General features: G+C 66.2%; 29 protein-coding genes. 12 read left to right on the forward strand and 17 right to left on the reverse strand.

All coding sequences use genetic code 11. From position 1 onward, the window contains the following. Positions 1-77: 77 nt before the first annotated feature. From ACN8ZM_RS28995 to ACN8ZM_RS29010, 4 genes are all read left to right on the forward strand, one after another. The gene (locus tag ACN8ZM_RS28995; protein ID WP_420211470.1) at positions 78-1,022 is read left to right on the forward strand and encodes a choline ABC transporter substrate-binding protein; all 945 of its coding nucleotides are present in this window, start codon (positions 78-80) and stop codon (positions 1,020-1,022) included. 22 nt (positions 1,023-1,044) lie between these two features. Beyond that, positions 1,045-1,725, forward strand: coding sequence for an HAD family hydrolase (locus ACN8ZM_RS29000; RefSeq protein WP_301766779.1), 681 nt, complete (start codon positions 1,045-1,047; stop codon positions 1,723-1,725). A 169-nt stretch (positions 1,726-1,894) separates the two neighbouring features. Then, positions 1,895-2,032, forward strand: a complete 138-nt coding sequence (locus ACN8ZM_RS29005; protein WP_226127085.1) for a hypothetical protein — start codon at positions 1,895-1,897, stop codon at positions 2,030-2,032. A 44-nt stretch (positions 2,033-2,076) separates the two neighbouring features. Further along, entirely contained in the window at positions 2,077-4,527 is a 2,451-nt protein-coding gene (locus ACN8ZM_RS29010; protein ID WP_420211471.1) for a phosphocholine-specific phospholipase C, read from the forward strand. Between the two features lie 102 nt (positions 4,528-4,629). Here ACN8ZM_RS29010 and ACN8ZM_RS29015 read toward each other — a convergent pair whose 3' ends face one another. The 3 genes from ACN8ZM_RS29015 to ACN8ZM_RS29025 all read right to left on the reverse strand — a co-directional run bounded on the left by ACN8ZM_RS29015 (position 4,630) and on the right by ACN8ZM_RS29025 (position 7,200). Beyond that, a complete protein-coding gene (locus tag ACN8ZM_RS29015; RefSeq protein WP_420211472.1) occupies positions 4,630-5,289 on the reverse strand; it encodes a M24 family metallopeptidase in 660 nt (219 codons plus the stop codon). A 163-nt stretch (positions 5,290-5,452) separates the two neighbouring features. Continuing rightward, a complete protein-coding gene (locus ACN8ZM_RS29020) occupies positions 5,453-6,616 on the reverse strand; it encodes a porin (RefSeq protein WP_089453848.1) in 1,164 nt (387 codons plus the stop codon). 278 nt (positions 6,617-6,894) lie between these two features. Continuing rightward, entirely contained in the window at positions 6,895-7,200 is a 306-nt protein-coding gene (locus tag ACN8ZM_RS29025) for a hypothetical protein (RefSeq protein ID WP_420211473.1), read from the reverse strand. 178 nt (positions 7,201-7,378) lie between these two features. On the opposite strand from ACN8ZM_RS29025, the gene ACN8ZM_RS29030 reads away from it, so the two are divergent. Continuing rightward, the gene (locus ACN8ZM_RS29030) at positions 7,379-7,969 is read left to right on the forward strand and encodes a GNAT family N-acetyltransferase (protein ID WP_089453845.1); all 591 of its coding nucleotides are present in this window, start codon (positions 7,379-7,381) and stop codon (positions 7,967-7,969) included. A 51-nt stretch (positions 7,970-8,020) separates the two neighbouring features. On the opposite strand, the gene tam is transcribed toward ACN8ZM_RS29030, so the two are convergent. Beyond that, positions 8,021-8,806, reverse strand: coding sequence for a trans-aconitate 2-methyltransferase (tam, locus tag ACN8ZM_RS29035; protein ID WP_420211474.1), 786 nt, complete (start codon positions 8,804-8,806; stop codon positions 8,021-8,023). A gap of 137 nt (positions 8,807-8,943) precedes the next feature. Between tam and ACN8ZM_RS29040 the strand changes: the two genes are divergently transcribed. Continuing rightward, positions 8,944-9,834, forward strand: a complete 891-nt coding sequence (locus ACN8ZM_RS29040; protein ID WP_420211475.1) for a LysR substrate-binding domain-containing protein — start codon at positions 8,944-8,946, stop codon at positions 9,832-9,834. 145 nt (positions 9,835-9,979) lie between these two features. After that, on the forward strand, positions 9,980-11,263 hold the full coding sequence (locus ACN8ZM_RS29045) for a cystathionine gamma-synthase family protein (RefSeq protein ID WP_420211476.1): 1,284 nt from the start codon (positions 9,980-9,982) through the stop codon (positions 11,261-11,263). A 174-nt stretch (positions 11,264-11,437) separates the two neighbouring features. Here ACN8ZM_RS29045 and ACN8ZM_RS29050 read toward each other — a convergent pair whose 3' ends face one another. From ACN8ZM_RS29050 to ACN8ZM_RS29065, 4 genes are all read right to left on the reverse strand, one after another. Next, the gene (locus ACN8ZM_RS29050; protein ID WP_043178741.1) at positions 11,438-11,872 is read right to left on the reverse strand and encodes a GNAT family N-acetyltransferase; all 435 of its coding nucleotides are present in this window, start codon (positions 11,870-11,872) and stop codon (positions 11,438-11,440) included. Positions 11,873-12,028: 156 nt separating this feature from the next. Further along, positions 12,029-12,868 carry an ABC transporter permease subunit gene (locus ACN8ZM_RS29055; protein WP_043178742.1) on the reverse strand — a complete coding sequence of 280 codons (840 nt, stop codon included), beginning with the start codon at positions 12,866-12,868 and terminating at the stop codon, positions 12,029-12,031. Beyond that, positions 12,865-13,851 (reverse strand): ABC transporter permease subunit, encoded by a 987-nt coding sequence (locus ACN8ZM_RS29060; RefSeq protein ID WP_043178743.1) that lies wholly within the window; start codon positions 13,849-13,851, stop codon positions 12,865-12,867. The genes ACN8ZM_RS29055 and ACN8ZM_RS29060 overlap by 4 nt, the downstream gene beginning before the upstream one ends. A gap of 10 nt (positions 13,852-13,861) precedes the next feature. After that, complete coding sequence (locus ACN8ZM_RS29065) at positions 13,862-14,983, reverse strand: ABC transporter ATP-binding protein (RefSeq protein ID WP_043178746.1); 1,122 nt, start codon at positions 14,981-14,983, stop codon at positions 13,862-13,864. Here ACN8ZM_RS29065 and ACN8ZM_RS29070 point away from each other — a divergent pair. Beyond that, positions 14,961-15,323 carry a hypothetical protein gene (locus tag ACN8ZM_RS29070; RefSeq protein ID WP_420212696.1) on the forward strand — a complete coding sequence of 121 codons (363 nt, stop codon included), beginning with the start codon at positions 14,961-14,963 and terminating at the stop codon, positions 15,321-15,323. The genes ACN8ZM_RS29065 and ACN8ZM_RS29070 overlap by 23 nt on opposite strands. 162 nt (positions 15,324-15,485) lie before the next feature. Here the strand turns inward: ACN8ZM_RS29070 and ACN8ZM_RS29075 are convergent, their stop codons facing one another. From ACN8ZM_RS29075 to ACN8ZM_RS29085, 3 genes are all read right to left on the reverse strand, one after another. Continuing rightward, entirely contained in the window at positions 15,486-15,953 is a 468-nt protein-coding gene (locus ACN8ZM_RS29075; protein WP_043178747.1) for a nucleoside deaminase, read from the reverse strand. Positions 15,954-16,059: 106 nt separating this feature from the next. Then, entirely contained in the window at positions 16,060-16,530 is a 471-nt protein-coding gene (gene cynS / locus ACN8ZM_RS29080; RefSeq protein ID WP_420211477.1) for a cyanase, read from the reverse strand. Positions 16,531-16,560: 30 nt separating this feature from the next. Further along, entirely contained in the window at positions 16,561-17,220 is a 660-nt protein-coding gene (locus tag ACN8ZM_RS29085; RefSeq protein ID WP_043178750.1) for a carbonic anhydrase, read from the reverse strand. 113 nt (positions 17,221-17,333) lie between these two features. On the opposite strand from ACN8ZM_RS29085, the gene cynR reads away from it, so the two are divergent. Together cynR and ACN8ZM_RS29095 are read left to right on the forward strand one after the other, a co-directional pair. Beyond that, positions 17,334-18,230 (forward strand): transcriptional regulator CynR, encoded by an 897-nt coding sequence (gene cynR / locus ACN8ZM_RS29090; RefSeq protein WP_089453849.1) that lies wholly within the window; start codon positions 17,334-17,336, stop codon positions 18,228-18,230. Between the two features lie 85 nt (positions 18,231-18,315). Further along, positions 18,316-18,771, forward strand: a complete 456-nt coding sequence (locus tag ACN8ZM_RS29095; RefSeq protein ID WP_420211478.1) for a DUF3304 domain-containing protein — start codon at positions 18,316-18,318, stop codon at positions 18,769-18,771. Between the two features lie 68 nt (positions 18,772-18,839). Here the strand turns inward: ACN8ZM_RS29095 and ACN8ZM_RS29100 are convergent, their stop codons facing one another. The 3 genes from ACN8ZM_RS29100 to ACN8ZM_RS29110 all read right to left on the reverse strand — a co-directional run bounded on the left by ACN8ZM_RS29100 (position 18,840) and on the right by ACN8ZM_RS29110 (position 21,628). Then, positions 18,840-19,043: a hypothetical protein gene (locus ACN8ZM_RS29100; RefSeq protein WP_043178755.1), complete on the reverse strand. Its 204-nt coding sequence runs from the start codon at positions 19,041-19,043 to the stop codon at positions 18,840-18,842. 34 nt (positions 19,044-19,077) lie between these two features. Continuing rightward, positions 19,078-20,397, reverse strand: coding sequence for a DUF3422 family protein (locus ACN8ZM_RS29105; protein WP_420211479.1), 1,320 nt, complete (start codon positions 20,395-20,397; stop codon positions 19,078-19,080). A gap of 178 nt (positions 20,398-20,575) precedes the next feature. Next, entirely contained in the window at positions 20,576-21,628 is a 1,053-nt protein-coding gene (locus ACN8ZM_RS29110; protein WP_205821934.1) for an RNA-guided endonuclease InsQ/TnpB family protein, read from the reverse strand. Between the two features lie 92 nt (positions 21,629-21,720). Here ACN8ZM_RS29110 and ACN8ZM_RS29115 point away from each other — a divergent pair, with 92 nt between their 5' ends. After that, on the forward strand, positions 21,721-22,596 hold the full coding sequence (locus tag ACN8ZM_RS29115) for a LysR family transcriptional regulator (protein WP_006485479.1): 876 nt from the start codon (positions 21,721-21,723) through the stop codon (positions 22,594-22,596). On the opposite strand, the gene ACN8ZM_RS29120 is transcribed toward ACN8ZM_RS29115, so the two are convergent. From ACN8ZM_RS29120 to ACN8ZM_RS29130, 3 genes are all read right to left on the reverse strand, one after another. Continuing rightward, positions 22,597-23,157, reverse strand: a complete 561-nt coding sequence (locus ACN8ZM_RS29120) for a hypothetical protein (RefSeq protein WP_089453853.1) — start codon at positions 23,155-23,157, stop codon at positions 22,597-22,599. Positions 23,158-23,298: 141 nt separating this feature from the next. Next, on the reverse strand, positions 23,299-23,649 hold the full coding sequence (locus tag ACN8ZM_RS29125; protein ID WP_043178762.1) for a hypothetical protein: 351 nt from the start codon (positions 23,647-23,649) through the stop codon (positions 23,299-23,301). 394 nt (positions 23,650-24,043) lie between these two features. After that, positions 24,044-24,961, reverse strand: coding sequence for a LysR family transcriptional regulator (locus ACN8ZM_RS29130; protein ID WP_205821932.1), 918 nt, complete (start codon positions 24,959-24,961; stop codon positions 24,044-24,046). 326 nt (positions 24,962-25,287) lie between these two features. On the opposite strand from ACN8ZM_RS29130, the gene fae reads away from it, so the two are divergent. Next, positions 25,288-25,812, forward strand: coding sequence for a formaldehyde-activating enzyme (fae, locus tag ACN8ZM_RS29135; protein WP_043178765.1), 525 nt, complete (start codon positions 25,288-25,290; stop codon positions 25,810-25,812). Positions 25,813-25,814 lie beyond the last annotated feature (2 nt).

Here is a 25,814-nt window from a genome sequence, read left to right on the forward strand (position 1 = left end):
TGTTTCATCCGATCAGTACGATCAATCGTCAGACCATTCAGGCAACACGATCCGGAACACTTGATTAGGAGACCAACATGATGAAGAAGGCATGGATGCTGGCCGCAACACTGCTGGCAGCGCTGGCGACGGCCCCCGCTCACGCGTCGGAAGGCGACGTCTGCAAAAAGGTGACGCTCGGCGATGTCGGCTGGAGCGACATCGCAGCCACCACCGGCGTCGCGATGATGCTGCTCGACGGGCTCGGTTACGAGGCGACCAAGACGATCGCGTCGCCGCCGATCGTGCTCGCCGGCGTGAAGAAGGCACAGATCGACGCGTTCCTCGGCTACTGGGATCCGAGCATGACGCCGACGGTGAAGCCGTTCGTCGATGCCGGCGCCGTCCACCAGCTGCCGCAACCGAACCTGGTCGGCGCGCGCTATACGCTGGCCGTGCCGCAATACGCGTCGGACAAGGGCCTCAGGAGCTTTGCCGATATCGCGAAGTTCCGCGACCAGCTCGACGGCAAGATCTACGGGATCGGCGCCGGCAACAACGGCAACGCGCTGATCCAGCGGATGATCGACAAGAACGAGTTCGGGCTCGGCGGCTTCAAGCTGGTCGAATCGAGCGAAGCCGGGATGCTCGTCCAGGTCACACGCGCGGTGCAGGAGCATCGGATGATCGTGTTCCTCGCGTGGGAGCCGCATCCGATGAACATCAACTACAAGATCGCCTATCTCGACGGCGGCGACGGCGTGTTCGGCCCGAACTACGGCTCGGCGAAGGTCTATACGCTCGTCACGCCCGGCTACCTCGAACGCTGCCCGAACGTCGGCCGACTGCTGACCAACCTGAAGTTCACGACCGACGAAGAGAACCAGCTGATGGTGCCGATCATGAATCACGCGGATCCGGTCGCGGTCGCGAAGGAATGGGCGAAGAAAAACCCCGGCGTGCTGTCGAAGTGGCTCGACGGCGTCGCGACCATCGACGGCAAGAACGCGAAAGACGCGATCGAGAAGCTCATCGGCGCATGAACACGCAACACAAGGAGCCCCCATGTACAAGAATCTCGCGCTGTTCGACCTCGACCACACGCTGCTGCCGCTCGACAGCGACCAGGCCTGGAGCCGCTTCATCACGCGAGTGGGCTGGCGGGAAGACGACGCGCATGTGGCGCTGATCGACGAGCACTACGGCCACTATGCGGCCGGCACGCTCGACATGGACGCGTATCTCGCCGTGACGCTCGCGCCGCTCACCCGTTATCCGCGCAAGGTGCTCGAACGCTGGCATGCGCGATTCATGGACGAAGTGATTCGTCCGGCGATCACGCCGCAGGCGCGCGAGCTGGTCGACCGCCATCGCGAGAACGGCGATCTCTGCTGCATCGTGACGGCGACCAACGTCTTCGTCACGCGGCCGATCGCGGCGGAATTCGGCATAGAGCACCTGCTCGGCATCGAGCTCGATACCGATGACGGCACGCCGGACGGTGCGTTTACCGGGCGCAGTACGGGCGTGCCGAGCTTCCGCGAAGGGAAGATCGTGCGCACCACCGAGTGGCTGGCATCACTCGGCTACGCGCCGTCCGATTTCGAACGCACCTACTTCTACAGCGATTCGTTCAACGACGTGCCGCTGCTGGATTACGTCACGCACCCGGTCGCCACCAATCCCGACTCCAGGCTGTTGCAAGTGGCAGGCACGCGCGGGTGGCCTGTCATGAAGTTGTTCTGATTCGGGCGCTATTCTCTGCGATTCATTTTTCATGTCTGGAGGGGTAATGAAATACGGAGCACGCAGCAACCGTCCCGATCATTCAGGAATCCGATTCGAATCAAATAGAAAGCCAATCGTCAACTCGCACCAGTCGGAAAGTCGCTTTCCGCACTGGCGCGGCGTTTTCATGATCGCGCTCCTGTGCACGCTGGCCGCTTGCGGCGATGGCGACTCGGGCACCGCGGCCAACGTGGCGGCCGCGCGTGCGGCCGCACCGGGCTCGGCGTCCACGCCCGTCCTGCACTGCGCGAGCGCGTGCCACTGACCGACGCCGGCCGCAAGGCCAGCCATCCAAGACAGAGAGCGATCATGCAAAACAAACCCACAACCCGACGTCAGTTCCTCGCCGATGCATTGAAGCTCGCCGGTGCCACCGCGATCACGGGCATGCTGCCCGAAAGCATCGCGCACGCGCAGGCCATTCCGGCGGCCACCGTCACCGGCACGATCCAGGACGTGAAGCACGTCGTGATCCTGATGCAGGAAAACCGCTCGTTCGACCACTACCTCGGCACGCTGGGCGGCGCGCGCGGCTTCGGCGATCCGCGGCCGGTCGTGATTTCGAGCGGGTATCCGGTGTGGCGCCAACCCTGGATGCTGTCCTACGTGTTCCCGTTCAACCCGTCGCCGCCCTCCGGCACGGCGAACGGCGACACCTATTACGGCGACCTCCCTCACGACTGGGGCACCACGCACAGCGCCTGGAACAACGGCCGCTACGACAACTGGACCGGCGCGAAGACCAGCGGCACGATGTACTACTTCACGCAGAACGACGTCCCGTTCTACTACGCGCTGGCGAGCGCGTTCACGGTGTGCGACGACTACCACTGCTCGATGCTCGGCCCGACCGACCCGAACCGGCTGTATCTGTGGACCGGCTGCTGCGGCAACGTGGCGGGCTATTCGCCGTACACGGACAACACGATGACCGGCACCGGCTGGACGACCCTGCCGGAACGGCTGAACGCGGCCGGCGTCACGTGGAAGTTCTATCAGGACAAGGGCAACGGCCTGGATTCCGGCCATGCGTACGGCAATTCCAACAGCGCCGGCAGCACGCTGTGGTGGAACGGGAACTACGGCGACAACATCGTTCTCAACTTCAAGCAGTACCAGAACCTCGGCGCCAACGATCCGCTCGCGCCCGCGCTCAACGGCACGCAGATCGACCCGAGCGGCGGCGGCAAGGAATACGACACGAACCTGTTCAGCCAGCTGCAGGCCGACGTCGCGAACGACACGTTGCCGCAAGTGTCATGGATCGCCGCGCCTTACGCGTACTGCGAGCATCCGTCGTGGGCCGCGAGCGGCGGCGAATGGTACGTGAGCAACGTGCTGAATGCGCTGACCTCGAATCCGAAGGTCTGGGCCAGCACGGTCCTGCTCGTGATGTACGACGAGAACGACGGCCTGTTCGATCACGTGCCGCCCGCCGTCCCGGCCAGCTCCGCGGCCGGCACCGGGCAGTCGACCGTCTCGACGGCCGCGGAATTCGTCGCCAGCAGCGGCAGCGCATCGGACGGCTCGGCCAGCGGCGACGTGCCGATCGGGCTCGGGCCGCGCGTGCCGATGTTCGTGATCTCGCCGTGGTCGAAGGGCGGCAAGGTGAATTCGCAGGTCTTCGATCACACGTCGGTGGTCCGGTTCCTGGAAGCGCGCTTCGGGTTTCAGGAAACCAATATCTCGCCGTGGCGACGCGCGGTGTGCGGCGACCTGACGTCGGCCTTCGATTTCTCGAACGCCGACCAGACGGTGCCCGCGATCCAGCCGCCGGCGAGCAACATGAACCCGAACGGCCCGGCCGTCCTGATCCCCTACCCGACCACCACCGCGGTGCCGGCGCAGACCACCGGCCGCAGCACCGCGTGCCGCCTGCCCTACGAGTTCTTCGTGCAAGGCAAGGTCAACCGCGCCGGCAACGCGCTGGCGTTGACGATGACCAACACCGGCACCGCGGGCGTCCACCTGCAGGCGTGGGTCGACGGCACGAGCACGATCCCGCGGCATTACACGATCGCGGCCGGCGCGACCCAGTGCGCGAACCTGTCGGACTCGCTCGCGCTGAACAGCGGCGGCAGCTACGACTATTCCGTCTACGGGCCGAACGGCTTCCTGCAGACGTTCCGCGGCAGCATCGGTTCGTCCGGCAACACGGGATCGACCGCCGAAATCAGCCTGTGCTACGACGTCGCGAACGGCAACGTGCAGATCACGCTCGACAATTCCGCCGGGTCCAACGCGACGACGTTCCAGCTCACCGACAACGCATACGGGATGAACACGCGGCAGTCGTTCACCGTCGCGGCCGGTGCGACGCAAGCGGTCACGTGGTATGGCGACGGCGGCTGGTACGACGCCAGCATCCGCGACGCGAACGATCCGAACTTCCTGCGCCGTGTGGCCGGCTGCGTGCAGACGCAATCCGGCGCGCTGCTCACGGATTCGGCGATCGGCAATACCGGCAAGCAATTCGTCGCGTCGCTCGCGTCGCAGGGCTCGACGTTCGGCACGCTGCGCTTTGACTACGTCGCACCGCCGTGGAGTCACAGCCCGAAGAACTGGGTCGGCATCTTTGCGCATGGCGCGCAGCCGACCAAGGGCAGCTACAAGTCGTGGGCCTACCTGCCGAAGAGCACCGGCTCGCTGCTGTTCTCGTCCACGGCCAACAGTACGCTGGCGTCGGGGCAGTACGATGCGTGGTACCTGTTCGACGACGGCTACACGCCGCTCGCGGGCCCCGTCACGATCAACATCTGACGGCCTGGCCAGACCGTGCCGGCCCCTCGCATGGGGCCGGCACGCATTCGGGCGTGACGTACCACGTTGCGCCCGAATGCTTTTCCAGCCGATGGGGATGCGTTATACGAGCAGATCCTCGTAGAACGCGCCGAATGGCCGTGTCGGGTGCGCGATCTGGATTTCGAGGATCCACAGCCCGGCCGCCGGCGCGGCATCGAAGTCACCGAGATTGCCGGCCTTGTAGATCGCATGCGGAAAGTCGCTGACGCGATGCCCCTTGATGTCGACGTTCAGCCGGAAGCCGTGCGCGTCGGCGCGTTGCGCGGCGAATTCGTACAGCGCGATACCCGCGCAGCCGGTGGTGCGCCAGTGATGTTCGACTTCGTCGTAGATCGCGCGCGCCGCTCGCGCACACGCATGCATGTCGGGATCGTCGCCGCACACGAACGTCGCGCCCGCGTCGCCTTCATGCTTCGCCCATACCGCGCCCAGGTCGATGAAGAAGATGTCGTCGGCGGCGAGGACGGGGTCCGCCACCGAGCGCTCCTTGAACGTGCGCAGCGTGTTTTCCCCGAAGCGGACGAGCACCGGATGCCAGATCCGGTCCATCCCGAGATCCTTCAGCACGCTCAGCCCCAGCGCGTTGGCCTCCGATTCCCGCATGCCGGGCCGGATGCCCGCGGCGATCGCGTCGACGGCCTGCCAGGTCATGGTTCTTGCGTGCTGCATCGCGTCGAGCGAAAAGGCTTCGCCGACGGCTTCGCGGTGCGTCGAATTCAAGATGGTGCTCCCGTACGGGTGAAAGGGGGTGGGTTCCGTCGTTCGTCGTTTCGATATGCACAGGAGAATATATCGATTCGCGAACCGGTGCCGAGTCGCACTTCTCCGCACGCCACAGCGAAACGGGCGCCCCGATGGAGCGCCCGCTCGCGTGTGCGGTCGATCAGAACTTGTGACGCAGACCGATCCGCGTGACGAACTGCGTGTTCGCGCCTGCGTTGCCGATGAACGACCCCGACGAGCCGATCTCGGCCTGGACCGGCACCGCGCGGCCGTTGATCGTGTTGCTGCCCGACGCCTTCTGATAGGCCGCGCTCACGTAGACGTCCGTACGCTTCGACAGCGCATAGTCGACCGCGGCGTTGACCTGGTGCCACTTGCCGTCAAAGCGGCCGTCGAGCTTCGAGAACGTGTAGCCGAGCCCGCCGCTCAGGGCCGGCGTGAACGCATAGCGGCCGCCGATTTCGTAGTTGTTCAGCTTCGACGATTCGCCCGACAGCGGCACGAACTTCGTATGCGTCCAGTTCGCCCACACGAGCGCCGCCGCGATCGCATAGCGCGCGCCGACGCCGACCGTCTCGAGGTCGCGCAGCCCTTGCGTGTTGATGTTCGCGATGCTCACGCCGAACGCGGGCGTCGCACCGTTCGGGAAGCGGATGTTCGTGTACGCGGCGCCGATGCCGAACGGCCCTTGCGCATAGTTCGCACCGAAGCTGTACGCGCTCGACGAACCCTGCGCGCCGTTCGCACCGGTCGTGGTCGGCGTGCCCGCGAACTGCGTCGAGTTCGAGAAGCCGTACATCGCGCCGAACGTGAGACCCGCAAAGTTCGCACTCTGGAACTTCACTGCGTTGTTGATGCGGCTCGACGTCAGCTGGTCGAGGTCGTTGATGTGATACGCGTAGTTGCCGGCCGGCGTCTGGCTGCCCATCGAGTAGTTCGCGCCGATGTAGTCGGTCGAGAACGAGTACTGGCGGCCGAACGTCAGCGAACCGATTCCGTTCTTCGACAGGCCGACGAACGCTTGCCGGCCGAACAGCGCGCCACCCTGGCCGATCGTGCCGTCGCCGCTGCTGAAGCCGTTTTCCAGCACGAACAGCGCCTTCAGCCCGCCGCCGAGATCCTCGGTGCCGCGGATGCCCCAGCGGCTGCCCGACGCGACGCCGTCGCCGTACTTGACGAGCTTGCCGTGCCCGCCCGACGTCGCGACCTTGTTCGAATACGTGATACCCGCATCGATCAGCCCGTAGAGCGTGACGCTGCTTTGCGCGTGCGCGGCGGTGCCGAACATCCCGAGTGCGGCCGCGGCCACGATGGTCTTTTTCACGTTCACTTCCTTTTGTTGTTGACGCACGTTGTTGACGCGCGCGCCTGCGTCGCAGCGCGACGCGCGGCGTGTTGACGAAGAACCGACTGACGAACAAGCGCAAGCCACGGGATCGCCGCACGCACCTACCCCTCATGCACGTGCACGATGCGTCGTTTCGATGCCAGTGTGGGCTTGCGGAAGCGGCATGCCGCAGGGCGGCCGCTCGTATTGCGGCGTCGGGAAGCGTGCGCACCGGTTGCGCATGCCGCGACGACGCGTTGCTCCGGCGATGCCGGTCAGAATCTCTTCCGGCTTTCGTGGAGCGGGTGGACGACGTGGCGCCAGACGACGCCACGACCTTCGATATGTTTTTCGGAATATATCGAGTTGTCACGCAACGGTAAACATTTATTCGGGTTCCTGTCGTCTTTCATCCACATGCGATCGACGGCCATGCGGATCGGAAGCAAGACGCGCGGCAGCCGGCTCTGCCCCGATGCCGGTGCCGGGCCAACGCCGAAATCCCGCATAATCAGGCGGTTGAACGAGCGCCGCAGCCGGCGCGCGAACCCCGCACACGTTTGCGTCGCCGTCCGGTTCATGGCTGGCCCGCGTTCCGCGGTCACGGACGCAGTCAGTCTGTACCGGTCTCGCGCACGGCGAATTGTGCGGGCGCAAACAATCGACACAAGAACAAACGCGATGCGGCGCCCATCACGACGACCGCGATCGCGTGACGGACGACACCACGCCATCCCGAAGAAGACAGGACACCGACACATGGACCGAGCCGAACACATCAGCATCGAACAGACGAGCGGGCTGCCCGCCGACGAACTGGACCGATGCGACTTCTCGTTCGACATCGCCTGGGAATTGAACGCGCCGTATCAGGACTTGCTCGATCTCCGCGCGCTGCCGGCGCGGCGCAAGAATTACGGCTTCGATCCGGCCGGCTGGGCGGACGAGGCGTCCGGCAAGACGGCGCTCTTTCGCGCGACGGCCGGCAACCGGCTCGCCGGGTTCGTGGCGATCGGCCAGAGCTGGAACGGGATGGCCGAGATCGCGGAGCTGGCCGTCGACCGCCACTGCCGGCGGCAAGGCATCGGGCAGTTGCTGCTGGCGGCCGCCGAAGCCTGGGCCCGCAGCCACGGGTTCGGCTTCATGCGGCTGGAGACGCAGTCGAACAATGTCGCCGCGTGCAGCACGTATGCGCGCTCGGGCTTCGTGCTGGGCGGACACGATCGCCTGCTGTACGCGGACGACGAGAACGACGGTGAAGTGGCGCTGTTCTGGTACAAGGACCTGCGCGACGGGCAGACCGCGCGGATCCGCACGGTCGACCCGGAATCGATGCGGCCGGCGCGCTGACGCACCGCCGCCCGCGCTTCATGGCCGGGTCATGGCTGAGTCACGGCCGCATCACGTCCGCGTTGCGACGACGAACAGACGCGGGAACGGCAACAGCACGGTGCCGTCGGCGAGCGCCGGATAGCCGCCCGGCCCTGCGATCACCTCGCGATACCGCGCGAGAAACGCCGCGCGCTCGCCGTCGTCGAGCGCTGCGAGGAACGGCCGCAGCGCGCTGCCCTTGAACCATTCGACGACCGCGTCGGCACCACCGCGCAGCGGGTGGTAATAGGTCGTGCGCCACACGTCCACCCGCGAGCACAGCGGCGACAGCAGCGCGTGGTAATAACGCGCGTCGAACCGCTCGGTGCGTGCCGCGCCTTTCAGCTTGTCCGCCCACGGCCCGGCCGCGGCAACCTCGCGCATCAGCCGGTGCGCGGGTTCGTCGAGGTTGTCGGGCATCTGCACCGCAAGATGACCGCCCGATGCAAGCCGGCCGACGAGCGACGGAAACAGCGTATCGTGCGCAGGCACCCATTGCAGCACCGCATTCGCGAGAATCAGGTCGTAGCCGCCCGGATCGTCCCAGGTGGAGATATCCACGACATCGAAACGCAAGTCCGGCAGGCGCTTGCGCGCGGCGTCGATCATGTCCGCCGAGGCATCGATCCCGTGAACCGTGGCGTCCGGCGCACGCGCGATCAGCGCCTCCGTCGAATTGCCGGGCCCGCAGCCGATGTCGATCGCGGTATGGATCGGCGTGTCCGGCACGGCGGCCAGCAGATCGCGGATCGGCCGCGTGCGTTCGTCCTCGAATTGCACATACTGGGCGGCGTATCGATCGAGTGGGGTCGTCATGTCGTTTCTCCTGGTCGGCGTGGACGGCCTTGCCTTCTACGCGGATGGGATGCCGCTAGCCGTCGAACCATCGCATTCTGCGATCGCCACGGCGTTCAGTAAAATGAATTTAATATCGTGATTGATTCAACTTTCTAATGAAAATCGATACGCTCGGTGTCCAGACCTTCGTCGCGATCGCCGACGGCGGCAGCTTCCGGCAGGCAGCCGACACGCTGCACGTCACGCAGACGGCCATCACGCAGCGGCTGCGCAAGCTCGAAACTTTTCTCGGCGTCGCGCTCGTCGAGCGCACCACGCGCCGCACCACACTCACCGAAATCGGCCGCCGCTTCCTGCCGCAAGCACGCCGGCTGCTGAACGAGCTGTCCGACGCGCTCACCGAAATTCGCGAAACCGGCCTGAGCCAGCGCGGCGACGTCACGATCGCGTGCGTGCCGACGGTCGGCGTGCAATACCTGCCGCGCATCCTGCGCGCGTTCTCCGCGCACCGGCCGCACGATCGCGTGAAGATCCTGGATCACGCGTCGGCGTCGGTGCTGCAGGCCGTGCTGCATCGCGAGGCCGAGTTCGGCATCGGCATTGCCGGCGACCAGCATCCCGAACTGGTCAACGTGCCGCTGACGAGCGATCCCTATGTGCTGGTGTGCCGCGACGATCATCCGCTCGCGAAGCGGCGGCGCATTCGCTGGGCGGCGTTACAACCGCATCCGCTGATCTTCGCCGGCGAAGTGAGCGGCAATCGCGGGCTGCTCGACGGCGCACTGAAGACGAGCGGCGTGTCGCTGCATTCGTTCTACGAGGTGCAGCGCAGCTCGACGGCGCTCGGGCTCGTCGCGGAGGGGCTCGGTGCGGCTGTGGTGCCGAAGCTCGCGATCCAGAAAAACGCGTATCCGATGATCCGCACGATCGCGCTCGTCGAGCCGGCGGTATCGCGCACGCTCGTGCTCGTCACGCGCAAGAGTGCGCAACTGTCGCCGGCCGCCCGTGCCCTGTACGACATGATCGTCGAACAGGCGACACCCTGACGATCGTGTCAGGGGTGCGTCACGAAGCAGCGCCTTCGGAGTAGTATCGCCACACGCGGTCGCGACGCCCGGTGCCTACCCGGCACCGCACGCATCATGCCACCGCTGCAACGGCCGTTCCTCACCACCCTGCACGGAGCACTGCATGGCCTATCACAACTATCACAAGCGCAAGATTGCAGGCCGGGAACTCCATCCCGAAACCCAGATGATGTCGTACGGCTATGATCCGTTCCTGTCGGAAGGATCGGTGAAGCCGCCCGTGTTCCTCACGTCGACCTTCGCGTTCCGCACGGCCGAGGACGGCGCCGAATTCTTCGACGTCGTGGCCGGGCGCAAGCCTTCGCCCGAAGGCGAAGGCGCGGGCCTCGTCTACAGCCGTTTCAATCACCCGAACCTGGAGATCGTCGAGGATCGCCTCGCCCTGCTCGACGATTCCGAAGCGGCCGTCGTGACGTCGAGCGGCATGTCGGCCATCGCCGCGATCCTGCTGACGTTCCTGCGGCCGGGCGACTGCGTCGTCCAGTCCGTGCCGCTGTATGGCGGCACCGAAACGCTGATCTCGAAGTTCCTGCCCGAGTGGGGCATCCGCTCCGAAGTGATCGCCGACGGGCTGTCCACCCACGCGATCCGCGCCGCGCTCGAAGCGGCCGCGCAAAAGGGCAACGTGCGGATGTGCTACATCGAGACGCCCGCCAACCCGACCAACGCGCTGTTCGACCTCGACGGGCTGCGCAGCGAGATCGATGCATTCGAGGCACGCCACGGCTATCGCCCGCTGTCGGTCTGCGACAACACGCTGCTCGGGCCGCTGTACCAGAAGCCGTCGCGGCAAGGCATCGACCTGAGCGTGTACTCGCTGACGAAATACATCGGCGGGCATAGCGACCTCGTCGCCGGCGGCGTCACGGGCACGCGTGAGCTGATCACGAAGATTCGCTCGATCCGCAGCACGCTCGGCTCGCAGCTCGACCCGCATTCGTCGTGGATGATCACCCGCTCGATGGAAACGCTCGTGCTGCGCATGCAGCAGGCCGCACGCAGCGGCAGCGCCGTCGCCCGCTGGCTCGCCGGCAATCCGCATCGTCCGGTGCGCGTGCTGCACCCCGAGCTCATCGACGATCCGGTCTACCAGGCCGTCTACCAGCGCCAGTGCAGCGGGCCCGGCTCGACCTTCGCGTTCATCCTCGACGGCGGCCGCGAGCAGGCGTTCAGGTTCATCAACCACCTGACGCTCTTCAAGTCGGCCGTCAGCCTCGGCGGCACGGAGTCGCTGATCTGCCATCCGGCGTCGACGACGCATTCGGGCGTGCCAGCCCAGGCGCGTGCGGCGGCGGGCGTGTCGGAAGGATTGATTCGTGTGTCAGTCGGGCTCGAACATCCGGACGACCTGATCGCCGACCTGTCTTACGCGCTGGAGCATTGCTGACGCGGACGGCATGCGCCTCGCGCCGGTTCGCACGGGAGCCGTTCCGCCGGCGCGCGGCGAGCATTCAGTGACGCCGCCCTCGCGCGGGGCCGACGCCCGGACGCCGACGCCCGAACGCCGTCGTTCGCGCTGCGTCGGCCTGCGTGCCGCGCGGCGCGAACCGGCTGAAACGATTCAAAGCACCTTCACCATGAACACGCGCGACGTGCCTTCCGGCTCGCACGGTACTTCGCCGAACGCTTCGTAACCCTGCTTCCGGTAGAAATCCGGCGCCTGGAACGAGATCGTGTAGAGCACCGCACGCGCGCATCCGCGTCGTTTCGCTTCGGCTTCCGCCTCGCGCAGCAACCGGCTGCCGAAGCCGCCGCCGCGCAGCGATTCGGGCAGGTAAAAGAGATCGATGAAGAAGAGGCCGAGCGACGTGCGCCCCGTGAGGCCACCCACGATCTCGCCAGTCGCGGAATCGGTGACGTACACGTCGAGCGCGGCCGCGTCGGCGCGCCCCGTCATCGCGTGATTGAATTCGCCGAGCTTGCGGCTGATGAGATCGTGTGCGGCCGGCTGCTCGGTGTCGGTCAGTTGAAGCGTAACGTCGGGAACGGTTGTCATCGGGAGAATGCACGTCGTTGAATTGTCCGACATGATGCCAGCAAAGCGCGCGGCGCACGACTGACCGGTTACCCCGCCCTGCAAGCGAGCGCCCCACGCAAACGGCGGGCCCGTCACGCGCCCGCCGTCGCTTTCGTCACGCCATGACACCCACCCTCACGCCACCGCGAACGCCGCCTTCATGTCGGCCATGCGGCGCCGCTCGCGCGCGATCATCATCCGGTTCACGACGATCACGCCGATCGTCACGGCCGTGATGAACAGCGTCGCCAGTGCGTTCATCTCCGGGTTCAGCCCCAGCCGCACGCGCGAGAACACCACCAGCGGCAGCGTCGTCGAGCCCGGCCCGGACAGGAACGCCGACAGCACCAGATCGTCGATCGACAGCGTGAACGACAGCAGCCACCCGGACAGCAGCGCCTGCGAGATCAGCGGCAGCGTCACCACGAAGAACACCTTAAGCGGCGTCGCGCCGAGATCCAGCGCTGCCTCTTCGAGCGACTTGTTCATCTCCTTCACGCGCGACTGCACGATGATCGCCACGTACGACACGCACAGCATCACGTGACCGATCCAGATCGTCACCATCCCGCGGCCCTTCGGCCAGCCGAACATCTGCTCCAGCGCCACGAACAGCAGCAGCAGCGAGATGCCCTGGATCACTTCCGGAATCACCAGCGGCGCGTTGATCATCCCCGTGTACAGCGTGAAGCCCTTGAAGCGGCCGAAGCGCGCGAGCACGAAGCCCGCCCACGTGCCGATCACGACCGACGCGGTGGCCGTCAGCAGGCCGATCTTCAGCGACAGCCACGCGGCGGTCAGCAGCTCGTCGTCGTCCAGCAGCGCCGAGTACCACTTCAGCGAGAAGCCCGACCACACCGTCACCAGCTTCGACTCGTTGAACGAGTACACGATCAGGCTGATGATCGGGATGTACAGGAACAGGAAGCCGAAGGCGAGAACGCCCGTCGACAGCGGTTTGCTCGGCTTGATCATTTCGCGTCCTCCAGTTCCTTGACCTGGTAGTACTGGAACAGCGCCATCGGCACCAGCAGCAGCAGCACCATCGCGACCGTCACCGCGGACGCCATCGGCCAGTCCATGTTGTTGAAGAATTCATCCCACATCACGCGGCCGATCATCAGCGTGTCGGCGCCGCCGAGCAGTTCCGGAATCACGTACTCGCCCACCGCCGGGATGAACACCAGCAGGCTGCCGGCGATGATCCCGTTCTTCGACAGCGGCAGCGTGATCCGCGTGAACGCGACCCACGGTTTCGCACCGAGGTCGTACGCGGCTTCGAGCAGCGTCAGGTCCATCTTCACGAGGTGCGCGTACAGCGGCATCACCATGAACGGCAGGTACGAATAGACCATCCCGATGTAGACGCCGGCATCGCTGTGGTAGAGGCGCAGCGGCGTGTGGATGATGCCGAGCGCGATCAGCGTGTGGTTCAGCAGGCCGTCATCCTTCAGGATGCCGATCCATGCGTACACGCGGATCAGGAACGATGTCCAGAACGGCAGCATCACGGCCATCATCAGCACGTTGCGGCGGTTCGGTTCCGAGCGCGCGATGTAGTACGCCATCGGATAGCCGATCAGCAAACACAGCACCGTCGACACGGCGGCCATCTTCAGCGAGCTGAGGTAGGTCGCGATGTACAGGTCGTCCTGCAGCAGGAACGCGTAGTGCGACAGCTGCAGCGCGAAGTGCACGACGCCGTCCTTGATCTCGACGAGCGACGTGTACGGCGGGATGCCCATCACCTGGTCGGCGAAGCTGATCTTCAGCACCAGCACGAACGGCAGCGCGAAGAACACGGCCAGCCACAGGAACGGCACGCCGATCGCGACGCTGCGGCCCGACGGCAGGAAGCGCGACAGCGCGGCAAAGCGGCCCGGGCGGGCGCGGCCGGTCCCGGCGCTCGCGGCGCCGGTCGGCACCGGCGCGGACGGATTGGAGGCGGAGGTTCTCATCGTGGCGTCCTCACTGCGTCAGCACGACGCCGCTGGCCGGCGACCACGACACGAACACGTCGTCGTTCCACGCCGGTGCGCTGTCGTTCATCAGGTGCGAGCTCGACAGGTTCGACACCACCGTCTTGCCGCTCGGCAAGCGCACGTGGTACAGCGAGTAGCTGCCCATGTACGCGATGTCGGTCACGACGCCGCGCGCCCAGTTGTGTTTCGAGCTCGGTTTCTCGCGCGACACGTGAATGCGTTCCGGGCGCACCGAGATGCCGACCGGCATCCCGAGCGGGCCCGTGATGCCGTGGCTCACGTGCATGCGCGCTTCGAGGTCGTCGCTTTCGACGAAGATGTGGTCGGGCTCGTCTTCAACCACGCGCCCTTCGAACAGGTTGGTCGAACCGATGAATTCGGCCGAGAAGCGGCTGTTCGGAAACTCGTACACCTCGCCCGGCGCGCCGATCTGCACGATCTTGCCTTCGCTCATCACCGCGAGGCGGCTGGCCATCGTCATCGCCTCTTCCTGGTCGTGCGTGACCATCACGCAGGTCACGTCGACCTTCTCGATGATGTTCACGAGTTCGAGCTGGGTCTTCTGGCGGATCTTCTTGTCGAGCGCGGACATCGGCTCGTCGAGCAGCAGGAGCTTCGGGCGCTTGACCAGCGAGCGGGCCAACGCGACACGCTGCTGCTGGCCGCCCGACAGTTGATGCGGCTTGCGCTGCGCGTACTTGCTCATCTGCACGAGCGCGAGCGCGTCGGCCACGCGCTCCTTGATCTCGTTCTTCGGCGTGCCTTCCTGCTTCAGGCCGAATGCGACGTTCGATTCGACCGTCATGTGCGGGAACAGCGCGTACGACTGGAACATCATGTTCACCGGGCGGCGGTACGGCGGCAGCGACGCGAGATCTTCACCGTCGACGAAGATCTTGCCGGAGGTGGCCGTCTCGAGCCCGGCGAGCATGCGCAGCAACGTCGACTTGCCGCAGCCCGAGCTGCCGAGCAGCGCGAACAGCTCGTTCTTGGCGATGGTCAGGTTCACGTTGTCGACGGCCGTGCTGTCGCCGAATTTCTTCACGACGTTTTCGATGCGCACGAACGCGTCGTTTGGCTTGAGCATGTCCGTCGCCGGACGATGCATCGCATCAGGTGTACTGAATGAATCCCGTTTCATGATGGTCCGTTTTAAGCAGGTCAGCGAATCTCAGGCGTCAGGCGCAACCGGTCGGGCGGTCGCGCGGTGCTGGCGGAGAGGGATCGAGCGATTCCTCGTCCGGAACGAATGGCGCAACGAAACAGGTGTGGGGGAACGCACGGCGATCGACGGCAATCAGTCGCGACCGGCCGGGGTCGCCGCGCTGCCTGTCATCAGGATTTCATCGGTTTTCATCGGGCTTTCCGCACGTTTCTGTCGTCTCCAGTGCGAATTTTTAAACCCGTCAAAAACCTTTTGGATCGCGGATTTCCGTTCCGGACATTGAACGGGATCGATGTTTGGGGAGGTAGAAAAACGGGGGCACGAGCCGGCCCCGAGCAGCAGCGCGGGCGCCCGGCGGCACGGGCGCCGCCGGGTAAAACGGAGGGTGGGGAAAACGAGCAGCCGGGCGGCTGCCACGCGCGGCCGATGCGCCGCGCGGATCACGTCACTTCGCGTTCAGTTCCTTCCAGCGCCGGTAGACATTGATCGCATCGCCGTGCTTCTGCTGCACCATCGGCAACCGGCGTTCGTCGATCGGCTTCGCATATTCGGCATAGAACGTGTCGAGCTCGAAATACTGGCGGTCGTCGCGGTAGAACGGCGCGTAGTCCTCGCGCGTCGTGATGTAGATCACGCGCTTCGGGCTGCAGTAGTACAGCGAGCCGAGGCACATCGGGCACGGGCTCGCGAGAATGTAGATCTCGCAGTCGGTCAGGTGCTCGGTGCCGAGCTTGCGGCACGCGTCGCGCACCGCGAGGATCTCGGCGTGCGCGGTCGGGTCGCTCGTCTGCGCGACGAGGTTCGGGCTCTCCGCGACGACCTCGCCGTCGCGGACGATCACCGTCGCGAACGGGCGGCCGCCCTCTTCCACGTTCTTCATCGCAAGATCGATCGTGCGTTTCACAAAATCCATGACTGCGTCCTCGTTGAAACGGAATGGCGGGCCGTGCGCCGGCCGGCAGCCGACGCACGTCGGGCGGAAACCTGCGCGGCACCGCTGCCGCGGCGCCGCTCGGGCGTCAGAACGGCTTGGTCGGCAGGTACTTGCCGTCGAGCGTGATCACCGCGCGCGACCCGCCTTCGGGATCGTCGACCTTCTTCACGTCGAGCCGGAAATTGATCGCGCTGATGATGCCGTCGCCAAACTTCTCGTGAACGAGTGCCTTCAGCGTCGTGCCGTACACCTGCAGCATTTCGTAGAAGCGATAAATGGTCGGGTCGGTCGGCACGCGATCGTCGATGCTGCCGCGCAGCGGGATCGTCTGCAGCAGCAGCACCGCGTCGTCGTCGAGGCCGAGCTTGTCGGCGACGCTGCGCGCCGCGTCCGCCGGCAGCGCTTGCTGGCCGAGCAGTGCGGCCGTCACGAACGCTTCGCTCAGGCCCGTGCCTTCGGTGAGCTGCGCGAACGACAGGTTCTTGCGCGCCTTCGCGAGCACGACGGTCTCGGCAAGCGCGTGGCGGGCAGTCTGACTGTGCTGGGACTGGATCATGGCAATTCCTCGTGGTGGGGTGGGAGCAATTCAGGCCGCGACGGGGAGCGTCGCGGGCGTCGCGCGGACCTCGGGATGGTCCGCCAGGGAGACGAACCGGCCGGTCGCGCCGTCATGGGCGTCGATGCAGCCCGATTCGATGTCGTAGACCCAGCCGTGCAGTGCGAGCCGCCCTTCTTCGAGCGCGAGCCGCACGGCAGGGTGCGTCTTCAGGTTGGCCAGTTGCGCGACGACGTTCTCGCGCACCATCGAGTCGATCCGCTCGCGTTCGCTGCGATGCGTGCGCGCCTCGTTCACGACCCGCGCGGAATCGGCGTAGCGCAACCAGTGGCCGACGGCCGGCATGTGATCCATGCACTGGCAGGTGGCAATCGCGGTCATCGCGCCGCAGTCGGAATGGCCGCAGATCACGACGTCGGTCACGCGCAGCGCGGCCACCGCGTATTCGACCGACGCCGACACGCCGCCCGGCTCGGGGCCATATGACGGCACGATGTTGCCGGCATTGCGGATCACGAACAGGTCGCCCGGTTCGCGCTGCGTGACGAGTTCGGGCACGAGCCGGCTGTCCGAGCACGAGATGAACAGCGCCCGCGGATTCTGGCTGCGCGCGAGATCGCGGAACAGCGCGGCGCGCGCCGGATACGCATCGCGCTGGAACTTCAGGAAGCCTTCGATGATGTCCTTCATCGCGTGTTCTCCGGTGCGGGTGAAATCGATGAAGGGCAGGTTACGCCGCACTTCCAATAACGTAAAAGACTGATTTATGATCCACCGGATAAGCAGGACTTATAGGAACCGCCATGCTGCTGCGCCATATCCACTACTTCCTGGCCGTCGCCGAGCATCGCAGCTTCACGCGCGCGGCCGCCGCGCTGCATGTGTCGCAGCCCGCGCTGTCCCAGCAGATTCGCCAGCTCGAGGAAACGCTCGGCGCGCAACTGTTCGACCGCACCGGGCGCGTGACGCGGCTGACCGACGCCGGCGACGTGTATTTCCGCTATGCGCGGCAGGCGCTGCACGATCTCGCGGAAGGCCGGCGCGCGATTCACGACGTGCAGGATCTGAGCCGTGGCGCGCTGCGGATCGCGGTCACGCCGACCTTCACGAGCTATCTCGTCGGGCCGCTCGTCGAGGCGTTTCACGGCCGCTACCCGGACGTGTCGCTGTCGGTGCGCGAGATGTCGCAGGAGCGCATCGAGGCGTTGCTCGTCGACGACGAGCTCGATGTCGGGATCGCATTCGACGAGGTGCAGACGGCGGATATCGAAGCGCAAACGTTGCTGGTCGAAACGCTCGCGCTCGTCGTGAGCCGCCGGCATGCGCTCGCCGCGAAACGCAAGGCCGGCCTGCGCGCGCTGCACGATGCGCCGCTCGTGCTGCTGACGGCCGAGTTCGCGACACGCGTGCAGATCGACCGCTATTTCCGCGAGCACGACGTGCGCCCGCGCGTGTTGATGGAGGCCAATTCGCTGGGGGCGGTGATCGAGATCGTGCGCCGGACGAACCTCGCGACGCTGCTGCCCGCGACGATCGCGACCGGGCACGACGATCTCGTCGCCATTGCGCTCGATCCGGCCGTCCTGCGGCGCACGGCCGTGCTGCTGCAGCGCAAGGGCGCGTACCGGAGCGCGGCCGCGCGCGCGTTCGTCGAACTGGCGTTGGCCCACGGGGCGGGGCCGGTCAGGCGCGCGCGATGACCTCGGCCGCCGGGGCGCGCGTCACGCGCCCGGGCACCGCCAGCAACCGTTCGTCACACACGATTCGAATCACGGGAACATCGACATGTCGAACCTGATACGCCGCATGACGCTCAACCCGCTTGCCATCGCAACGCTGCTGGTCGGTGCAGCCTGGTGGGTCCATGCACAGACGCGCGCCGACGGCCCGTATCGGGTCGTGGGATTCAACTACACCGATCGTGGCGTCTACAGCTTCGTGGTCGACGGCTTCGGCGCCGGCAGCGTGCACGCGCGCCAGTTTGGCGGCGGGGGCGGCACCGTGTGCTGCATGAGCGTGCCGCGTGGCAAGAAGACCTGGCACGTGAGGATCACGTACGATCTGACGCCCGACGAAGACGCCCGGAACCAGGCGCCTGAAGTCATCGAAACCGACGTCGCCGTGCCGGCATTACCGAACCGGCACGACGGCTATATCGAGTTTCATTTCCTGCCCGGCCGCCAGATCGAGGCCCGATGGGTCGCGTACCCGACGATGCCGCGCATGCGCACCGGCGATTGACCGGGCAGCGGCAGCGTGCGGACGCCGCTCGGCCGGGCAGGATACGCGCCCGGCGTTGCGTCAGTTCGTCAGTTGTACCCGAGAATCGCCACCGCCGCGACGTCCGGCCGATCGGTCGTATTCCCGACGAGCGACGTCATCGGCTCCTGCAGCACGGCCTGATACGACGTCACGCGCGGCGCTTCCTGCGCGCCCGGCTCATCCAGTGCCGGTTCGTCGAACGCGGCATCGAAACCGCTGTAAAACCCCGGTTGGGTCTGCGAAAAAGTCATCTCCACTCCTTTACCTGATCGTGTTTTTGATGTTCTAACCAACCTGCTTCAATACTGCCGCCTGCACCGGCGCGCCGTCATGCGCGGCCTCCGATCGCGCCAGCTGCGCGCGCGTGCGCCGCGTGATGTGAATCACCGCGAACACGACCGGCGCGATCAGCAGGCCCTCCGCCAGTTCGGGATCGACCGGCAGGTTCATCACGTGCAGCGCCTTGAACGCCGCCGTCGCGAGCGACAGCACGTAGTACGAAATGGCCGCCACCGACAGCCCTTCGACCGCGTGCTGCAGATGAAGCTGATTGCGCGCGGTGCGCTCCATGCCCGCCAGCAGGCGTGTCACGTCCTTTTCCTGCGCGAGATTCACGCGCGTGCGCAGCAGGTCGACCGCCCGCGCGATCCGCGCGGCGATCTGCTCGTGGCGCGCCCATACGCTGCGGCAGGTTTCCATCGCCGGCGCGAAGCGCCGCTCCATGAATTCGGCGATCGTCGGCATCCCTTCGATACGCTCCTCGCGCAGCTCGTGGATACGCGCCAGCACGAGCTTTTCGTACGCACGCGACGCGCTGAAGCGCGCGCCCGATCCCGACAGCGATTCGACCCGCACCGCGAGATGCGTGAGCTTGACGAGCAGGGCCGTGTCGTCGCCGTCGGCCCCGCTCGCGTCCATCCGCTGCATCAGCGTGTGCAGCGCCGCGTGGACTTCGTCGAGCTCGCGGCTCATCCGGCGCGCGACGGGCAACGCCAGCAGCGCCATCATCCGGTAGGTTTCGATTTCATACAGGCGCTGCAGCAGCCGGCCGCCCTGCTCCTCGCGGAAATCCTCGTCGACGACGAGAAAGCGCATGAAGCCGTCGTCGCGCACATGCCAGTCGCAGAACACCTTGCCGCCGCCGAGCACGTTGCTGCCGACGAGCGCGGGGCCGTCGATCCAGCGGCGCAGGTCGCCGCAGACGAGCCGCGCGGCGTCGCCCGTCAGCAGCTCCATGCGCACCGCGACGAAGCGGATGCCGGCCAGCCGCGCGAACCACGCGGCCGGTATGCCTTCGATCGCGAGATCGTCGAAATAGCCGGTGTCGCGACGCGGTGCGACGAACGTGAAGGTCGAGAATTCGGTGTGGCGTTCCCACTTCAGGTGCCAGCCGCTCGGCGACTGCACCGCGTAGTGCGTCGCGCCTTCGTGCGGCGCGGCAATGCCGGTATCGCGGCACAGCGCGTGCAGCAGCGTTTCGTGGATGTCGGGCTGGCCGTCCGCGTAGATCGCGTAATGCGTGAGCGACACGGCTTCAGCGAGCCGCAGGAACGGCCGGGCATGCAATTCCGCGGCCAGTGCGGCGCGCAACGGATGGTCCATCATCGATACCCCACGCTTTCCTGTTCAGTGCTGCACGCCGGATCGACCGGCCGGAGCGCCGCGCCGCCCTCGGGCGAAACGTCAGCGTGAGCTCACTATGGCAGACACACAGCAACAATAAAAACGCATAATGCTGATCGTTACGTTCAGTTTTCCTGATACCCTTGACGTCCTCCTCCGGCTAAAGGCGGAGGATTCCCACATCTGGCGATGCACGTCCGCATCGGAGAATGTTCAGCGCAGCGTTGGTATCTCGATCATGCTCGACACCACAGTCACTGCAGGTCCACTCTCTTATTCTCAGTCCCGCGATGCCTTTCGGCCGCGTCGTGCTGTCTTTCGATCCGCACGCCGAACAGGACTGGGTAGAACCGCTTTCGTCGACTTCCTCGAACGTGGCCCCGTGCGCGATCGCCTTGTAGCGGAGCTTGCTGCGGAAGGACGACCAGGATGCGTCGTAAACGCTTCTCGCCATCCTAGTTCTGGCGAGCTTGGCAGCCGACACGTTGCCGACCGCGAGGTAATCGAAGCGCCGCACCAGATTGAGCGCGAGCTTGTGCTGGAAATCGGCTCGGGCATTCGCCACCTTCGCGTGCAGCTTCGCGATATGCCGTTTGTGTTTTCGCGCGCGTTGGGCTTTCGCCAGCTTTTCGGCCGCACGCTGACCATACCGGTCGTTAGGCAACTTTTCGCCGGTCGAAAGTGTGGCGAAGTCTTTCAGGCCGAGATCGATACCAACACCGGAACGGACCGGGCGGGCCCGAACATCGGGCATCTCGATCGCGATGTTGAGAAACCAGTTGCCGCGCGCATCCTGAGCAAAGTTGGTTCCATCCTTGATCTTGCCTTCGGGAAGCGGTCTGCTGTTGAACACGCGAAACGTGTTACCGGCGAAACGGAACGCGTCACCCTCGCGCTTCAGGTCACGGCCCTTCAGCGGCACCCAGCCCAGCGATTTCCTGCCGCGATAGCGCAGGTAGGGCCGACGGTGCTGGCTGCGCGACTTCGCATATTGCTCGCACGTCGCGTTGATCGTGCCGGAGTGGATGCCGAGTGCCTTGCTGCTCCCCGTCGTCAGCACGTTCAAGTCGAAACCCGTCGGCCACTTCTTGCTCCACTTGAGCGCGTGCTTCTGCGTGTCATTGCAGAAGTTCCAGACGTAGTTCACCGCACGGCTCTGCTTGTTGAGCAGTCCGTTGAGCGACTTCACGCGGTAGCGGTAGACAAGGATCATGCAGGTGATCCTAACTCGTGGAAGAAGCTGCCTGTCAACTGCGCTCCTTTCCTTCCCGCCATCAATGGCGGGGTCTCTCGGAGTAAATTCTGATGAAGATGCTCGATCACGACGTGCTGGCCACCGTCGTCGCCGTCGCGGAGACCGGCAACATGACCCGCGCCGCCGAGGCCGTGAACCGCTCGCAGTCGGCCGTGAGCATGCAGATCAAGAGCCTGGAAGACGCGATCGGGCGGCCGCTGTTCGTGCGCAAGCCGCGCAGCATCGTGCTGACGCGCGAGGGCGAGGTGCTGCTGGGATTCGCCAGACGAATGCTGGCGCTGCGCGACGAGGCGTGGGCGGCCGTGGTGCGGCCGGAAGTGACCGGCAAGGTCGTGATCGGCGTGCCGGACGACTATGCGTCGTCGCTGCTGCCGTCGGTCTTGAAGAAATTCTCGGCGACCTACCCGAAGGTCGAGATCCAGGTGATGGGGCTGCCGAGCAGCGCGCTCGCGCCGCTGATCAAGGAAGGCACGGTCGACCTCGTCTGCGGTACGCGGATCAAGGGGCTGTCCGGCGACTTCATCCGCCACGAGCCGATGGCGTGGGCCGCGATGACGAACGGGCCGCGCGTGTGGGAAGAGCGGCCGCTGCCGATCGCGGTGTTCATGCCGGGCAGCGTCGCCCGCGAGAACGCGATCCGCAGCCTCGAACGCGCGAAGGTGCCGTACCGCACCTCCTATGAAAGCCCGAGCCTGCTCGGGCTGCTCAGCATGGTCGAGGCCGGCCTCGCGGTCGCGCCGCTCGCGCGCTGCGCGATTCCCGCGCAACTGTCGATGCTCGGCCGCTCGCACGGGCTGCCCGACCTGCCGCCGCTCGAGCTGATCCTCGCGCGCAGCACGAAATCGAAGCGGCCGCCGTGCGACTTTCTCGCGGAACAGCTGATGGAGGATCTGCAGCGCCAGACCGGGCAGACCGGCGACGCGTGATCAGCGCGTCGCGCCGAATCCGGCCGCGCCCAGCGCCGCGTTGACGTTCGCGGCCACCGCATCGACGAGCGCCTCCAGCGTATCGCCGCGCACCTGCGTACGCTCCGGTGCGACGTGCTCGGTGCGTTGCCAGCCCCACTGCGCGCCCGACGCGACCGACAGCGTCGCGCCGAAGCGGTTGCCGTGGCGGCGGCCGAAGGTGCTCACGCACCGCTCGGCCACGTAGTCCTGTTCAGGCAGACAGAGCCGGATCTCGACCGCGACCTGATCGCGATCGTTGACGCGCGCGGCCGGGCTCACCGTCGGCGCGAACACCTTGCCGATCCGCCAGGTCACGCAGGTCTCCCAGGCCGCGAGCGGCCCGCCGTCCGCGTCGACCCGCTCGGTGTCGACCGACCACTGATGCCCGTCGGGCACGACGATCGCCTGATGCAGCAGCACTTCGGCCACGCGCACCGTCGTCACGAGCTGACGCGCGAGTTGCTGGCCCGACGGCAGCGACGCCGTCCGGACGCGACGGCTGGCCGGCCGCGCGACAGATATTTCTTCCGTGAGGTACATGAACGCTCCGTATTCAGGATCGGCGCCGCGCGCGACGCGATACACGCCTATCCGCCACCTGTTCGCGGCCGGCGCGGCGACTGGCGCCCCGACCGCGAATCACCCGCGCCATCGGCAAGCGGGCACCCGCCCGCCTCCGCGTTACCGCGCCTTCGGCCCGACGCGCAACCAGCGCGCGACCGGCCCGATCACCGCATCGGCCTGCTGCGCAATCAGCATGTGCAGCGTGAAATCCAGGTCTTCCGGCGCAATGTCGAAGTGCACGTGAACCACGTCGCGCACGGCGCGCGCGCTGACGACGTACACGCCGAGCGGAGAATGCAGCAGCGCCGCGAGCCGGGCGTGCGCGCGTTCGCCGGAATCGGCCGTCAGCGTGACGGGCAACTGCAGGCGCGGGCGTGGCGGCGGGAACGGAATGACGTTGCTGGGTGCGCCGGCGCGCAACCGGCGGCCGGCGACATCGAAGGCGGGAACGGGATGAATGAAGGTCATGGAGCGGACGGAAGCCGTCTCGGCTGTTCGACACATCCCCAGCTTAGAAGAGACCGCATAAACGTCGTGCAAAAAAACGGCGCGGCGGTGCAAAAAACGGCATGCGGGGCGCAACGCGGCGCCGACTGGCGGATGGCGGATGGCGGCTCGCGGCTGACGGCTCGCGGCTCGCGGCTCGCGGCTGGTGGCTGGTGGCTCGCGGCTGGTGGCTGGTGGCTGGTGGCTGGTGGCTGGTGGCTGGTGGCTGGTGGCTGGTGGCTGGTGGCTGGTGGCTGGTGGCTGACGGCTGACGGCTGGCGGCTGGCGGCTCGCAACTGGCCCTGCGGTCGTCATGCGCACGCGGTAATCCCGCACCACGACTCGCGCCAGCCGTGCATGCGCCCCGGCAGCCCCGCTACGCGAACGCCTCGAGCGACGCGCGCCGCCGCTCGTCGACCATCGATTCGATCAGCGACACGAGATCGTCGGTCAGCGGATCGCAGATGCCCGGCGAGCGATGCAGTTCGAGATCGGCCGCCGGCAGCGGCGGCAGCCCGTCCGTCTCGTCGAGCACGCGCCAGTTCTCGGGCAGCGTGCAGCGGTCGATCATCGTCACGGCCGCGCCGTGGTTCACCGCGATCTTGATGCCGGTCGGGCTCTGGCTCGTGTAGACGACGTGATACGGCCGCTCGGCCGTCGCGAGCGCCTGCAGCCCGCGCTGCCGGTAGCAGCACGTCTCCGGAAACAGCGCGAGCGGCACCGACGCCTGCGGGCCGAGCACGAAGTCCTGGTGCGCGGCCCACACGACGTCGTGACGGCCAAGCAGCCGCCCGCCCGCGTTCGGCCCGTGCCGCACGACGAGCGCGACGTCGAGCTCGCCGGCCTGCAGCCGTTCGAGCAATTCGAGCGACGTGCGGCAATGCACGTGAAAGCGCGCACCCGGCCGCATCGCATAGAACGATTTCAGCAGGTCGGGCAGCCACAGCTCCGCGTAATCCTCGGGCAGCCCGAAGCGCACGACGCCACGGTCGCTGCTCGCCTGCTTCAGCGCGAGGATCGCGTCGTTCTGCACCTGGATGATCCGGCGCGCGTGGATCAGGAAATTCTCGCCGTCGCGCGACAGTTCGAGCCGCCGGCTGTTGCGCATGAACAGGTGCGTGTCGAGCCGCTCCTCGAGCGTACGGATGCGCAGGCTGATCGTCGATTGCGTGCGATGCAGTTGCCGGGCCGCCGCGGTGAAGCCGCCGCTCTCGACCACCGCGACGAATGCCCGGATCAGCTCCGGATCGAGCGAACTGAGCTTCGACCAATCGGGCCTTTGAATGGCAGCCATCGGAATTACTCGCTTTCGAAAAAAGAAGGGAAGACGAAAGATAGGGCTCGGAGTACGCCGATTGTTGTCCAGATGCGCCCGGCCCTCCAACCCCTGCCCGGGTATGACAAACCCGGAGCCGGTAAGCGAATGCCCACCCGCCGATCCCGCCCCGCGTGCCGTCACGAGCACGGCCGAGGCCCGCCCGGCGGGCATTCGCGTGCCGGATTCAGGGCTTTCCCGGAGACGACGAAAACTCATAGCCCGATCAGAAAACATCGATTCACCGGCCGCGCCACGGCCAACCACAATCGCCTCACACCCAACCTCATCGACGAGACACCGCAATGACCGCATCCCAACCCAGGCAGCTTTACATCGGCGAAGGCTTCGAAGGCCCCGGCGTCAACCTCGCGCACATCAACGTGCTGGTCGGCCCGCGCAACGGCCCGGCCGGGCAGGCGTTCGCCACCGCGCTCGCGACGCCGTCGGCCGGCCATGCGCCGTTCGTCGTGATCGCGCAGCCGGGCGTACCGACCAAGCCGCTCACGCTGTACGTGAACAAGGCGCAGATCGCCAGCGATTTCCACGGCAATGCCACGTGGGGCGCATCGCAGGCCGGCATCGCGAAAGCCGTGGCGGAAGCGCTCGAGAACGGCACGCTGCCGCCCGAAGCGGAGAACGACTGGGTCGTCGTGTCGGCGAACTGGGTGAACCCGCAAACCGACGATCTCGACGCCGTGTTCGAGAACAACTACCGCGCGTGCCGCAACGCGATCGTCGCCGCGATGGAAGGGCTGCCGCATCGCGACGCGGTGTTCGCCGCCGCGCGCGACGTGTCGAACCCGTTCTACACCCCGAAGAAAATCTGACG

The organism is Burkholderia aenigmatica, from assembly GCF_048627025.1.
Lineage (GTDB): Bacteria > Pseudomonadota > Gammaproteobacteria > Burkholderiales > Burkholderiaceae > Burkholderia > Burkholderia aenigmatica.